The organism is Demequina sp. (genome assembly GCA_024707205.1).
GTDB lineage: Bacteria > Actinomycetota > Actinomycetes > Actinomycetales > Demequinaceae > Demequina.
This window is the reverse complement of sequence record JANQAD010000001.1, coordinates 2260624-2273831: the sequence shown is the minus strand read 5'-3', so window position 1 is coordinate 2273831 and position 13208 is coordinate 2260624. Positions and strand designations below refer to the sequence as shown.

14 protein-coding genes and 2 pseudogenes are annotated in these 13208 nt (G+C 68.1%); all 16 read right to left on the bottom strand.

Going from position 1 to position 13208, the window contains the following annotated elements:
- Nucleotides 1-88 precede the first annotated feature (88 nt).
- The 16 genes and pseudogenes from secF to NVV57_11595 all read right to left on the bottom strand — a co-directional run bounded on the left by secF (nt 89) and on the right by NVV57_11595 (nt 13197).
- Nucleotides 89-1174 (bottom strand): protein translocase subunit SecF, encoded by a 1086-nt coding sequence (gene secF, locus NVV57_11670; GenBank protein MCR6713295.1) that lies wholly within the window; start codon nt 1172-1174, stop codon nt 89-91.
- Nucleotides 1171-3012 carry a protein translocase subunit SecD gene (secD, locus tag NVV57_11665; GenBank protein MCR6713294.1) on the bottom strand — a complete coding sequence of 614 codons (1842 nt, stop codon included), beginning with the start codon at nt 3010-3012 and terminating at the stop codon, nt 1171-1173. The genes secF and secD overlap by 4 nt, the downstream gene beginning before the upstream one ends.
- A gap of 147 nt (nt 3013-3159) precedes the next feature.
- Nucleotides 3160-4178, bottom strand: a pseudogene (gene ruvB, locus NVV57_11660) (Holliday junction branch migration DNA helicase RuvB).
- A gap of 30 nt (nt 4179-4208) precedes the next feature.
- Nucleotides 4209-4793 (bottom strand): Holliday junction branch migration protein RuvA, encoded by a 585-nt coding sequence (gene ruvA, locus NVV57_11655; GenBank protein MCR6713293.1) that lies wholly within the window; start codon nt 4791-4793, stop codon nt 4209-4211.
- A gap of 50 nt (nt 4794-4843) precedes the next feature.
- Nucleotides 4844-5395 carry a crossover junction endodeoxyribonuclease RuvC gene (gene ruvC, locus NVV57_11650; GenBank protein MCR6713292.1) on the bottom strand — a complete coding sequence of 184 codons (552 nt, stop codon included), beginning with the start codon at nt 5393-5395 and terminating at the stop codon, nt 4844-4846.
- Between the two features lie 3 nt (nt 5396-5398).
- Nucleotides 5399-6154, bottom strand: a complete 756-nt coding sequence (locus NVV57_11645) for a YebC/PmpR family DNA-binding transcriptional regulator (protein MCR6713291.1) — start codon at nt 6152-6154, stop codon at nt 5399-5401.
- A gap of 45 nt (nt 6155-6199) precedes the next feature.
- Nucleotides 6200-6796 carry a hypothetical protein gene (locus tag NVV57_11640; GenBank protein MCR6713290.1) on the bottom strand — a complete coding sequence of 199 codons (597 nt, stop codon included), beginning with the start codon at nt 6794-6796 and terminating at the stop codon, nt 6200-6202.
- A gap of 37 nt (nt 6797-6833) precedes the next feature.
- Complete coding sequence (locus NVV57_11635; protein ID MCR6713289.1) at nt 6834-7205, bottom strand: hypothetical protein; 372 nt, start codon at nt 7203-7205, stop codon at nt 6834-6836.
- Nucleotides 7206-7207: 2 nt separating this feature from the next.
- Nucleotides 7208-7810 (bottom strand): hypothetical protein, encoded by a 603-nt coding sequence (locus NVV57_11630; protein ID MCR6713288.1) that lies wholly within the window; start codon nt 7808-7810, stop codon nt 7208-7210.
- Nucleotides 7811-7933: 123 nt separating this feature from the next.
- Nucleotides 7934-8533 carry a pyridoxal 5'-phosphate synthase glutaminase subunit PdxT gene (gene pdxT / locus NVV57_11625; protein ID MCR6713287.1) on the bottom strand — a complete coding sequence of 200 codons (600 nt, stop codon included), beginning with the start codon at nt 8531-8533 and terminating at the stop codon, nt 7934-7936.
- The gene (locus NVV57_11620; protein ID MCR6713286.1) at nt 8530-9033 is read right to left on the bottom strand and encodes an NUDIX domain-containing protein; all 504 of its coding nucleotides are present in this window, start codon (nt 9031-9033) and stop codon (nt 8530-8532) included. The genes pdxT and NVV57_11620 overlap by 4 nt, the downstream gene beginning before the upstream one ends.
- A gap of 13 nt (nt 9034-9046) precedes the next feature.
- Nucleotides 9047-9955, bottom strand: a complete 909-nt coding sequence (pdxS, locus tag NVV57_11615) for a pyridoxal 5'-phosphate synthase lyase subunit PdxS (GenBank protein ID MCR6713285.1) — start codon at nt 9953-9955, stop codon at nt 9047-9049.
- Nucleotides 9952-11100 (bottom strand): glycosyltransferase family 4 protein, encoded by a 1149-nt coding sequence (locus NVV57_11610; GenBank protein ID MCR6713284.1) that lies wholly within the window; start codon nt 11098-11100, stop codon nt 9952-9954. Before NVV57_11610 ends, pdxS begins: the two co-directional genes overlap by 4 nt.
- A gap of 121 nt (nt 11101-11221) precedes the next feature.
- On the bottom strand, nt 11222-12022 hold the full coding sequence (locus NVV57_11605; GenBank protein MCR6713283.1) for a hypothetical protein: 801 nt from the start codon (nt 12020-12022) through the stop codon (nt 11222-11224).
- Nucleotides 12019-12650, bottom strand: a pseudogene (locus NVV57_11600) (CDP-alcohol phosphatidyltransferase family protein). The gene NVV57_11605 and the pseudogene NVV57_11600 overlap by 4 nt, the downstream one beginning before the upstream one ends.
- 25 nt (nt 12651-12675) lie before the next feature.
- Complete coding sequence (locus NVV57_11595; GenBank protein ID MCR6713282.1) at nt 12676-13197, bottom strand: HIT domain-containing protein; 522 nt, start codon at nt 13195-13197, stop codon at nt 12676-12678.
- Nucleotides 13198-13208 lie beyond the last annotated feature (11 nt).

The window sequence follows — 13208 nt, the reverse complement described above, 5'->3', positions numbered from 1 at the left end:
CTGCGGCCGGCGCAGGAACGAACGCCCGGACGAGGCTGCAGGACGCGTGTCAGTCATCGCATCCTCCAAGCCTCAAGGAAACACCAGTCTACTTGCGGCCCTTGCGCTTAGGTTGCGCCGCCTGCCCACGGTGCTCGCCCGGCGTGAGCGCACCCACCCGCACCCGACCGTCCTCGTCAACCACAACGTCGGACTTGCCGGAGGCGCGCATGTCGAGCACCTCCTTGGTGTGCTTCTGAATGCGCTCCTCGCGATCCCTGAGCGTCACCTCAAGCGGGGTGGCGACGAAGATCGACGAGTACGTGCCAACGGCCATACCCACGAACAGCGCGAGCGAGATGTCCTTGAGCGTGCCGGCGCCGAGCACGAACGCGCCGATGAAGAGGATCGCCGCCACGGGCAGCAGAGCCACGATCGACGTGTTGATGGAGCGCACGAGCGTCTGGTTGAGCGCGAGGTTCGCAAGCTCGTCATACGTGTACCGGTGCTGGGACGTGAGGTTGTCGGTGTTCTCGCGAACCTTGTCGAACACCACCACCGTGTCGTAAAGCGAGTACCCGAGGATCGTCAGGAAGCCGATGACCGACGCCGGCGTCACCTCGAAGCCGATGATCGCGTAGATGCCCACCGTGAACACGAGGTCGTGGACGAGCGCGATGATGCCCGCGATGGCCATGCGCCACGCGCGGAAGTACACCGTCATGATGAGCGCGACCAGAATCAGGAAGACGACAAGAGACTGCAGCGCCTTCTTGCCCACTTCGGCGCCGAAGGTGGGCCCAATCTGCGACTCGCTGACGTTGTCGGCCGGCACGCCGTACGCGTCTGCGAGGCCCGCCGCGATGTCGCGCGACACCGAGAGCTCGACAACGCCGATCTGCACGCGAACGTCGTTCTCACCGAGGATCGAGATCCGGGGCTCCAGGTCTGGCGCGTACTGCGCCACCACGTCCTCGGCGAGCTGCGGGTCGGGGTTCTCCACCTCAGATACCTGGTAGACGTTGCCGCCCGTGAAGTCGACGCCGAAGTTCAGGCCCTTGATGACGATAACGGCGATGCACAGCAGCAGCGCGACCGCGGAGATGGTGAGCCACATGCGGCGCTTGGGAACGATCGCGTAGGTGCGCTCTCCCGAGTGCAGTTGGTTGCCCCATTCGGCAAGGCTTAGCTTCACTTGCCCTCTCCCTTCGCGGCGGCGGCCTTGCGTTCGGCAAGGGTAAGGCCCGACGCTTCCCCGCCTTCTGCGCTCGGCGTCACTGGTGCGTTGGCCACGCGGCCGCGCCCCTTGTACATGGCGGCTTTGCCCAGCTGCCGCGGGTCGAGTCCCGAGAACCGGTGACCCTCGCCGAAGAACTTGGTGCGGCTCAGCAGCACCAGGACGGGGTGCGTGAACAGGATCACGACGATCACGTCGACGAGCGTGGTGAGGCCCAAGGTGAAGGCGAAGCCGCGCACCGAGCCGATGGCCAGAACGTAGAGGACGACGGCCGCGAGGAAGCTCACCGCGTCAGACGCAAGGATGGTGCGCCGCGCGCGCCGCCAGGCGTGGTCGATGGACGCCTGCAGAGACCGGCCCTCGCGCAACTCGTCCTTCACGCGTTCGAAGTAGACGATGAACGAGTCTGCGGTGATACCGATGGCGATGATCAATCCCGCGACTCCGGCGAGAGACAGGCGGTACCCGATCCCCCAGGACAGCAGGGCGATCACGCCGTAGGTGATCACTCCCGCGATCAGCAGCGAGCCAACGGTGACAATGCCTAGCGCCCGGTACTGGAACAGCGAGTAGATCACCACGAGCAGGAGGCCGATAGCGCCCGCGATGAGGCCCTTCTCGAGCTGCTGGGTGCCGAGCGACGGGCTGACCGTGTCGTTCGACTGCAGCGTGAGGTCGAGCGGAATGGCGCCGAACTTCAACTGGTTGGCCAGTTCCGCGGCCTCCGTCTGCGTGAAGGATCCGCTGATCGTGGCCGTGCCGCCCGTGATGTGGGACATGACCCGCGGGTGCGAGATGACGAGACCGTCGAGCAGGATCGCGAACTGGGCGCGGACGTCGGTCTCGTCGGCCTGGTAGAAGCCGTAGAGCCGCTGCGTGACGTCGGCGAACTTCGCGGCACCGGCCGAGTTGAACTCGAGCATGACCTGGTATCCGCCGGTGAGCGTGCCCGCGGAGCTGTACTCGGGGCCGGATGACGCGGTCTTGACGTCCGAACCGTCGAGCTCCACAGGCCCCATGGCCAGCTTCTGCGGTCCGGTGGGAAGGGGGTCGTTCGCACACGCGACGTGGCCCGCGTCCGTCGGCCCCAGATCCCTGCCAGCCCAGTTCGCCTTATCGGTGCAGTCGAGCGCCTTGTACTCGGCGAGAAGAGAGTCGGTGAGCCAGTCATACGACGACGGGTCGGTCTCTCCTGGCACGGGGCTGGGGTTCGGGGACGGGCTCACGCTGGGATCGGCCGACGCGGTGGTATCCGGCGACACTGTCGCGTCGGGAGTGGCACTCGCCGAGGGATCGGTGATGGACGCGTCGGTCGTCGCGGACGCGCTGGGCTCGGGGCTGGCAGTGGCGTCGTCCGACGCGGTCGGCGTAGGCGTAGGCGTGGCGCTCGTGTCCGTGACCGGGCCCGGGTCTCCAACGAGAAGCACCGGACGGAACTGCAGCTGCGCGCTCTGCTTGATGAGGTCGATCGTGTGGTCGGAGGGGTGGCCGGGGATCGCAATGACGATCGTGTCCGAGCCCTGGGTCGTGATCTCCGCCTCCGCGACGCCGGTCGCGTCGATGCGACGGCGGATCACCTCTACCGCCTGGTTGAGATCCCCACTGTCGATGGTCGCGCCGTTCGTCGGCGAGGCCTTGAGGATCAGGGTCGTGCCACCGGCGAGGTCGAGCCCAAGGCCCGGCGTGAAGGACGTCTTGTTGGTGACGACGCCGAGCGTGAGGATCGAGTACAGCAGGACGATGATCACGCCCAGCCAGATGAGTGCGCGCTTTGCACCCTTGACGATAGTTGACACTCAGCTTTTCCTTTACGCTCAAACGCCCACGAGGGCCCCGACGATTCTAGGGCACCGCGCTCCAGCAGGATTTCAACGCGCGATGCCACCGGAATATCGCGTGAATCGCGTGACTGTGACCAACCCGTGACCGTTCGTGCGCAGCGATCAGTCGAACAGGCGCGAGGATCCGTCCTTCTTGGGGGCGACGCCGAGGTGCGCGAACGCCTCCGCGGTGGCGACCCGGCCGCGAGCGGTGCGGGTGACCAGCCCCTCCCTCACCAGGAAGGGCTCCACTACGGACTCCACGGTCTCCGCCTCCTCGCCAACCGCAACGGCAAGAGTCGAGAGGCCAACGGGCCCCCTGCGAATCGCGTGCACAGCGCGCCGAGCACCGCCCGGTCCAGGCGGTCGAGCCCGCGCTCGTCCACCTCGTACATCTCGAGCGCCGCCCGCGCCGATGCGAGCGTCCCGTCGCCGTCGCCGTGCACCTCCGCATAGTCACGGACGCGCCGAAGCAGGCGGTTGGCGATGCGCGGCGTCCCGCGGGACCGCGACGCGATCTCGGCCGCGGCGTCGGCCGTCACCGTGAAGCCGAGCTTGCCCGCGGACCTGTCCACGATGCGAAGCAGCTCTTGCGGCGAGTAGAAGTCGAGGTGCGCCGTGAAGCCGAACCGATCGCGAAGGGGTGCGGGCAGCAGGCCAGCACGCGTGGTCGCGCCCACGACCGTGAAGCCGGGAAGGGTCAGCGGAATCGAGGTGGCACCGGGGCCTTTGCCCACCACCACGTCCACCCGGAAGTCCTCCATGGCGAGGTAGAGCATCTCCTCCACTGGTCGTGCCAGGCGATGCATCTCGTCGATGAAGAGCACGTCTCCGGCTTCGAGCGAGGACAGGATCGCGGCGAGGTCTCCCGCGTGCTGGATGGCGGGGCCCGACGTTATTCTCAGGGCGGCGCCGAGCTCGCCGGCGACGATCATCGCCAGGGTCGTCTTTCCGAGCCCAGGCGGGCCGGACAGCAGCACGTGGTCGGCGGCCGAGCCGCGCGCGGCCGCAGCTGTGAGCACCAGGGAGAGCTGCGAACGGACGGCCTCCTGGCCCACGAACTCATCGAGGCTCGTTGGGCGAAGAGCGGCCTCCGTTGACCGTTCCAGGGCGTCGGCGTCGCCGGCAACCAGGCGGTCCACACCCTCCCAGCCCCTCACCCGCGACGTCGCTCACGAGCGCTGCCCTCCGAGCCTCTGCAGCGCGGCCCTCAGTGTGGCGGGAACGTCGGGCTCGGCGACCGGGCCGTCGGCCACGGCGTCAACGGCCGTCGCCGCCGCCTTCGTGTTCCAGCCCAGGCTCACGAGCGCGTCGACCACCTGGCCGCGCGCGTCTCCGGCCGGCGCTGCGGGCGAATCGAGCACGAGTTTGCCGCCGAGCTCGAGCAGCAGTCGCGCCGCGACCTTGGCTCCCACACCGGGGACGCGCTCAAGTGCGGCCCTGTCCCCCGCCGCCACGGCCGCGGCCAGCTGTTCCGGAGGGTGAACCGCGAGCATGGCAAGGGCCAGCTTTGGCCCCACGCCCTGCACGGACTGGAGCGTCTCGAAGGCGTCGCGCTCGCGAGCGCTTCCGAACCCGAACAGCGTGAGCGAGTCCTCGCGAACGATGAGCTGCGTGTGCAGGGTCACCTGCTGGCCGTGCCGAATCCCCGCGAGCGTTGCGGGAGTGCACTGGACGAGCATGCCGACGCCGTTCACGTCCACTACCGCCGAGGTGGCGCCAACGTGCGCGGCCGTGCCGGTGAGCTGTGAGATCAAGGGGCGCCCTTTCGAACGTATGTACGAATACCGTAGAGCGTTGGTGCGACTTAGCGGCGGCGACTCGCCGCCTCGCGCGCCTCGCGCTCTGCCGCCACCCAGCGCCCCTGAGCCGCGGTCGTGACCCCGGGTGCCCTGCCGCGCCAGCCATGAGTGATCGCGATCGCGAGGGCGTCGGCAGCGTCGGCCGGCTTTGGCGGCTCGGCGAGCCCAAGGATGCGGGCGACCATGAAACCGACTTGGGCCTTGGCCGCGCGGCCGTCTCCCGTGACCGCGGCCTTGACCTCGCTCGGCGTGTAGAGGTTGAGCGGCAGTCCTGCGCGCTCGGCGGCGAGCATCACCACTCCGGACGCCTGCGCGGTGCCCATGACGGTGCGCACGTTGTGCTGGGCGAAGACGCGTTCCATGGCCACGGCGTCGGGCGCGTGCTCCGCGAGCAGCGCCTCGAGAGCGTCGGAGATGGACGCGAGGCGAGCGGGGACCTCGGCGCCCGCGGGGGTCGTGGTAACGCTCACGTTCACGAGAGTGACCCGTCGGCCCTCGACGTCAACGACCCCAAGCCCGCACCTCGTGAGGCCCGGGTCGACGCCGAGGATGCGCACGCTTTACGCTTCGGCGGCCTCGAGCACCTCGTCTGAGGCGTCGAAGTTGGCCCACACGTTCTGCACGTCGTCGCTGTCCTCGAGCGCGTCGATGAGGCGGAGCACCTTGCGGGCGCCGTCTACGTCCACCTCGATCTTCACCGAGGGAAGGAAGGTGGCCTCTGCCTGCTCGTAGTCGATGCCGGCGCTCTGCAGCGCCGTGCGCACGGCCACGAAGTCCGTGGCCTCGGAGATGATCTCGAAGTAGTCGCCGAGGTCGTTGATCTCTTCGGCGCCGGCGTCGAGAGCGGCCTCCATGAGGTCGTCCTCGGTGACGCCGCTCGCCTTGTCCACGATGACCTGGCCCTTGCGGCTGAAGAGGTAGCTCACGGATCCGGGATCGGCGAGGGAGCCGCCGTTGCGGGTCAGGCCGATGCGAACCTCGCTCGCGGCGCGGTTGCGATTGTCGGTGAGGCACTCGATGAGCACAGCGACGCCGTTGGGCCCGTAGCCCTCGTACATGATGGTCTCGTAGTTGGCGCCGCCGCCTTCGAGCCCGCTGCCGCGCTTGACCGCGCGGTCGATGTTGTCGTTGGGAACCGAAGACTTCTTGGCCTTCTGCACCGCGTCGAACAGCGTCGGGTTTCCTGCCAGGTCTCCCCCACCGGTGCGTGCGGCAACCTCGATGTTCTTGATGAGCTTGGCGAACAGCTTGGCGCGCTTGGCGTCAACCACAGCCTTCTTGTGCTTGGTGGTGGCCCACTTGGAATGCCCGGACACGATGCTCCTTGGTTTCTTGACTGCCGAACATTCTAGGCCCCGGCGTCAGTTCAGTCCCACGGCCCGACGCTGTGCCCCAGCAAGCGCGGAAATGGCGGCTCGGTCTCCGGCTCGCCAGGCATTCGCGGGATCCGGGTGCACGGTGAGCAGCTCGGCCATCGGGCGAGTCACGAGTGCGCGCAGCGCGAGGAGGTCTTCCCCGCCGGGCGCCGCCGCGACCGCGGCGGTGAGATAGGCGCGACGCACCCACAGGAGCCTGGGGATGAGCCACAGCGCCAGTATTGCGACGATGGGGGCGATTACCAGGGCTATCGACGCGATGAGAGCAAGGTGATCAACTGTCTCCCGCTGCCATTCGCCCGCCTCGGTGATGGAGTTCGCGGCGTCGGCTGCCGATTCGAAGGGCGCGCGGATGCCGCCGCCGATCACCGGCACGGAGCCGAGCTTGTCCGCCATCGACGTGAGGTCGCCATTGAGCGACGTGCCGACGCCGGCCATCTTGTCCCCAACAACTCCCAGTTGAGCGATCGCGTCATGGACCTTGACGCCGATCCAAATCCACAGGGCGATCAGGGCCAGCGCGATCAGGTCCCAGATGAGTTGACGGGTTCGCCTTGGGCCCGCGTCCGCGTAGATCTTCATGGGCCCATCGTGCCCGACCGGCGGTGCCGAGTACGGGTCAGGCGGCGATCGCGAGGATGAGCGCCCGCGCGCCCACGCCGACCGCGGCCGCGACCAGGAAGCTCGTGAGCGTGCCGATGATGAATCTCTCGGCCACGCCGCCGCGCAGCTCGGTGTCCGTCTCCCGCAGTTCGGGATAGCGGCCAAGGCCCTTCACGGCGATGACCACGGCGATGACCTCGGGCAAGCCCACGATGATGCCGCCCGTGATGAGCACCCGCTCGAGGATGCCGATCCACGCTCCCCCACGAAGCACGCCTGGAGTGGGCGCGGGGCTGATGTGGCTGAAGATCCCCTTGACCAACATCCATCCCAGGAACGCGGACAACGCGAGAGCGGCGATGCCGACGAGCGCGACCACGGCCCACATGGCTACCTGCCCGCCGCGTCGATGAGGCGAGCGGCAACGGGGCGCGCCCTGCGCTCCTCGTTGATCATCGCAGAGGCGACGCGCTGGCTCACGGCCTGTTCGGAGATCTCCAGGCGCTCGGCTGCCTCGCGCTGGGTACGGCCGCGAGCGAGGAGGTCCGCGACCTCCCAGCCGGCGTGCGACCGGCGCTGCACGATGGCCGCGAGCAGCTGGACCACCGCCGTGGCCGCCTCGGAGGCGCCCGCGTGGGTTCCGTCGACGATCAAGGGCACCGGCTCGGACTTCACCTTGGCGCGCTCCACCGCCTTGCGGGCGGCCACGAACGCGGGGCCGGAGCTCTCGCGCGCGCTTTCGGCTAGGAGCTCGTCTGGGCCCGCGCCTATGCCAACGGACCAACCGCCCCACCTGATCAGCAACAGACCAAGGTCGAGCGCAGCGTCGGCCGTACTGAGTACCGTCTGAACCTCGTCGCCAACGGTGCGCTCAAGCGGCAGTTCGATGGCATCGACGTGATGCGAGAGCCACGGCGTCAGCCGCTGCATGAGGGCGTCCACGCGGTCGCCGTCGCGAGTGCTGGCCCGCTGGTCTGCGGTCACCACGAACATGGATCAAGGTTACGCGCTTGATTGTTAAGAATCAAGGCCTCGGCCCCTCTCGGTTGAGGTAGGTGGCGGTTGTTCTTGCACCGTTTTTCGCCCCCCACCTACCTCAACCGAGGGGTGGGGGCGTCAGGCGAGCGACGCCAGCAGCCGATGCACCCGGTCGTCCGGCGTGGCGCCCGGCGCGTGAATCTCGGGGTGGAAGCTCGTGGCGATCGCGTTGCGGTGACGCACGGCCACGGGATGCGCCGAGCCGTCCTGGCTTGTCACGGTGGCGAGCACCTCCACGGAGTCGTCCCACGCCTCCACCCACGGCGCGCGGATGAACGTGGCATGCATGCGCGATCCGTCCGGCTCCCACGTGAGCTCCACTTCCGCCGAGTCCACCTGACGCCCGAATGCGTTGCGACGAACCGTCATCGGGATCGCCGCGAGGGTCTGCTGGTCGTGGATACCGCCGATGATGTCCGTGGCGAGCATGATCATTCCCGCGCACGAGCCCAGCACCGGCAGCCCGTCCGCAATGCGCGTCCGCAGCGGCTCAAACAGGTCGAAGGCGCGCAGCAGCTTGTCGATGGTCGTGGACTCGCCGCCGGGGATGATGAGCCCGTCCACCTCGTCGAGTTCGCCGAGGCGACGCACGCGCGAAGCCTCAACTCCCACTCGTTCCAGGGCGAATACGTGCTCCCGCACGTCTCCCTGGAGCGCCAGCACGCCGATGCGCGTCATTCCGGATTCACTCCCAACTCCCTCGTCACGCCGTCCCATGCGACGAACCAGTCCCACGATTCTCGCAACACTTCGGGGAACACCTCGCGCGCCTCGTTTGCCACTTGGGCCTGGGTCAGCCACGCAAACTCGTCGAGCGCCTCGTGCTCGTCTTCCGTGAGGCTCGCCTCCGCACGCGCCCGACGCTCGGCATCAGCGAGCAGGCCAACGAAGATCTCCTCGTGCTGGGTATACGGCCTGCTCGCGAAGTCGAAGACGGCCGTGCGACGCCACACGGGGCCGACGAGCTCGTGCGGCTCGAGCACGTAGCCTGTCTCCTCCGCAAGCTCGCGCACCGCTGCCTCGAGGAAACTCTCAGCCTCCTCAAGCCCGCCGCCGGGCGTGAACCAGAACGAGCGCTCCGCGTCATGAGGATCGTGACCGCGCACGAGCAGCAGCCGCCCCTCGCCGTCCAAGAGCAGCACCCGCGCCCCGTGCCGCTCGATACGGGAGCCGGCCACAGCGTCGGGCCTGCTACCAGCCGCGTTCGGCGAGGCGGTGAGGCTCCGGAACGTCGTCGACGTTGATGCCCACCATGGCCTCGCCAAGGCCGCGCGAGACGTCCGCGATCACGGCGGGGTCGTCAAAGAACGTGGTCGCCTTGACGATCGCGGCGGCGCGCTGCGCGGGGTTCCCCGACTTGAAGATTCCTGAGCCGACGAACACGCCCTCGGCGCCAAGCTGCATCATCATCGCCGCGTCCGCTGGCGTGGCAATGCCGCCGGCCGTGAAGAGCACAACGGGAAGCTTGCCGGTCTCCGCGATCTCCTGCACCAGCTGAAGCGGAGCCTGCAGCTCCTTCGCGGCAACGTACAGTTCGTCCTTCGGCAGCGCGGTGAGGGCCGCAATCTGCGCGCGGATCTGACGCATGTGCGTGGTCGCGTTCGAGACGTCACCGGTGCCGGCCTCGCCCTTGGAACGGATCATGGCCGCGCCCTCGGAGATGCGGCGCAGCGCCTCGCCAAGGTTCGTCGCGCCGCACACGAACGGCACCGTGAACTGCCACTTGTCGATGTGGTTGGTGTAGTCGGCGGGCGTGAGCACCTCGGACTCGTCCACGTAGTCAACGCCGAGGCTCTGCAGCACCTGCGCCTCGACGAAGTGGCCGATGCGCGCCTTCGCCATGACGGGGATCGAGACCGTGTCGATGATGCCCTGGACCAGGTCGGGGTCGCTCATGCGGGCCACTCCGCCCTGCGCGCGAATGTCCGCGGGGACGCGCTCGAGCGCCATGACGGCAACCGCGCCCGCGTCCTCGGCGATGCGGGCCTGCTCGGGCGTGACGACGTCCATGATGACGCCACCCTTGAGCATCTCGGCCATGCCCCGCTTGACCAGATCAGTGCCGACCTGCGCGGGCTGAGGGGTGACGTCGCTGCTCATGACTCTTCCTTGGGTGGGTGGGGATGGAACTCGGCATCCATCCTAATCGCGTCGCGATAGGTGGCCTCGACACGGGGCGCGACGTTGGACCAGTCGAAGGCGGCGGCGACCTTGCGCCCCTTGATCGCGAGGGCGGTGCGAGCCTCCGGATCCGCGAGCAGCTCGGTGACCGCGCGCGCAAGGTCCTCAGCATCGCCGACGCGGTGCAGGGCCGCCGCGTATCCCCCGCCTTTCGCGGTGGCCACGTCCTTGAACGCCGTCAGGTCGCTCGCGACGACGGCCGCGCCGGAGGCCATGGCCTCCACGAGCACGATGCCGAACGACTCTCCCCCGAGGTTGGGGGCGCAGTACACGTCCATCGAGCTCATGAAGCTCGCCTTCTGCTGCTCGTCGAGCTCGCCGACGACCTCAGCCCCCGCCCTGGCCGCGCGAGCGGCCACGCGGTCGCTGAAGCGTCCGGCCACGAGGAATCGGGCGTGCGGGAACTCGGTCCTTACCAGGGGGATCATCGCGAGGAAGTCGTCGAGTCCCTTGCGCGGCTCATCCATCCTGCCGAGGATGCCGATGGTCGGCGCCTCCGCCGTCCCGCGCCAGCGCGAGAGCGGCACCGCGTTGACGAATGCGGTGGTGTCCACGCCGTTGGGGATGATGTGGGTGGCCTCTACGCGCAGGTGCTCGCGGATGGTGTTGGCCGCCGACGGCGACACCGCGATGCGCGCGTCGAGCTCCTCGTAGCCGGGCTTGATCCAGGGCTTCGCGAGGCGCATGATGCGCGACTCCTCGTGCGAGGAGTGGAAGGTCGCGACCGTTGGCCCAACGCGCGCCCACATCGCAATCAGGCTGAGCGACGCGGCGCCGGGCTCGTGGAGGTGGACGACGTCGAATTCGCCCTCTCCGAGCCACAGCCGCACGCGCGCCGCGGACCACATGCCGAACGTCACGCGCGCGGTGGCGCCGTTGTAGCGGATCGGGACCGAGCGCCCCGCGGAGAACACATAGGGAGGGACGTCCGTGTCCTCGCCCGCGGGAGCGAGCACCGATACGTGGTGACCGCGGGCGATGAGCGCCTCCGCGAGGTCGAGGACGTGAAGCTGCACCCCGCCTGGGCGGTCAAGGGAGTACGGGCAGACGATGCCGATCCTCATGGCGTCTTCCCAACAGCGCGCGCCTTCGCAACGTCCTCGACCCAACCAAAGCGCTGCAGCATGTGCCAATCCTCAGGGTGTTCGGCGATCTGCCCAGCCAGAAACGCCGCCCACGCTTGAGTCATCTCAGCCACAGCGTCGGGCCCCTCAAAGTCCGCCGGCCAAATGGTGGGGCCAAACGACATCGCCAGCCCCCAGCGAAAGCGCGCGGCGCGGCGGCGAGCGCCGGAGATGCGCTCATAGTGCACATAGACGGGGACGAGCGGGATCTGTGCGGCCCGCGCGAGGGCGGCCGCCCTGGCGCTACCTTGACGCGCTGCCCCCACATCTCCACCTCGAGCCCCGAGCCGCTCATGTCGCGATCCGCGACGAGAGCGAAGATGCGCTCCACGCCGTCGCGAGACTCGCGGAGGAGGTTCTTGAAGGTCGTGGAGCCCTCGCTGCCGTAGATGCGGATGCCCACGCGCGCGCGCATCTCCACGAACGTGTCGAACAGTTCGCGAGGCTTGAGGACCTCGGCGACGGACGTCACGGGCGCGATGGCTCGAGTGCACACATACCCGAGGAGATCCCAGTTGCCTGAGTGGCACAGCACAACCACCACGCCGCCCGAGTCGTGAATGTGGGAGATCGTCGGTTCCGGGTTCTTGATCTGGACCCTCGCGTCGGCTTGGCGCTCCGTGATTCGCGGCAGCTCGAGCACTTCCGAGTAGTACCGCCCAGCGCTGATCATTCCCTTGCGGGACAGCCGCGACAGGCCACGACCGGTGAGGCCCGTAACGCGGTGCAGGTTGTCCTCGAGCCGCTTGCGGTCGCGGCCATTGCGCAGCCAGCCGACGTTGGAGCCAGCCCACGCTCCGGCCCTCACCACGGTGCGCGGCAGGTAGCGCGACACGCGCATCGCCACGAGCAAGGAATTCATGAATGCGGCTCGTGCTCCACGCGAATGTCGAGGTCCTTGTTCCAGTCGGGATCGCGCCGTGCGGCCTTGACCACCGAGTAGATGCGCTGAGCAAACGTGAGCGCCGCGAGAAGCGACAGGAGCCACAGCGTCCACGTCAGCACCCCGACGGGCAGCCCAAGGCCCACGAGGCCGGTCGCGGTCAGCCCAAGCACAAGGCGATCGGAACGCTGCGCGAACCCGCCCTTAGCCTCAACGCCGATCGACTCCGCCTTAGCGCGCGAATATGGGACCAAGAAGCCAAGGATCAAACACACGAGGGCGGCGGCCGAGGTTACCCGCGAGACGTCGACAAAGCTCCACACGAGCGCGCCATAGATGGCGGCGTCCGCGACCCGGTCCAAGGTGGAGTCGAGGAAGGCACCGAGTCGGGACGACTTGTCGCCGAGGCGAGCCATGGTGCCATCGAGCATGTCGGTGACCACGAACAGCGTGACCACCATGACTCCCCAGAACAGCCAGATGCCCCCTTGGGAAAGAAGAACAGCGCGCCGAAGACCACGCCTGCGGTGCCGACGAGCGTCATGACGTTGGGGTGCACGCCAAGCTTCAGGAGCCCACGCGCTGGCGCCTTCCAGATGGCGCCCATGACCGGGCGCAGCCAGCCGAGCACGTCAGCTCACTTTCCAGGCGCCGCTCACGCGCTGCCACGTATCGTCGAGGAGCTCAGGGAGCGCCTTGGTCTTCGCGATGATGGGCAGGAAGTTCGAGTCGCCGATCCAGCGCGGAACCACGTGCTGGTGGAGGTGCTCGGAGATCCCGGCACCCCCGGTGACGCCCTGATTCATGCCGATGTTGAAGCCCTTTGTCCCGCTCACGGACTGGAGCACGCGCATCGCCTTCTGGGTCAGCTCGCCCATCTCATCGCGTTCCGTGTCCGTGGCCTCCGTGTACCAGCCGATGTGGCGGTACGGGCACACCATGAGGTGCCCCGGGTTGTACGGGTACAGGTTGAGCACCACGTAGCAGGACTCCCCGCGGTGCACCACGAGGTGCTCGCGGTCGTCATCGCCTGGCTTTTTGCACAGCGGGCACTCGTGTTCGCCCTCCATGGGCGGACGATCCGAGGCGTTGCGCACGTATGCCATCCGATGCGGCGTCCACAGACGCTCGAAGCCGTCTGGATTGCCCCCCATCCACTCGGAAT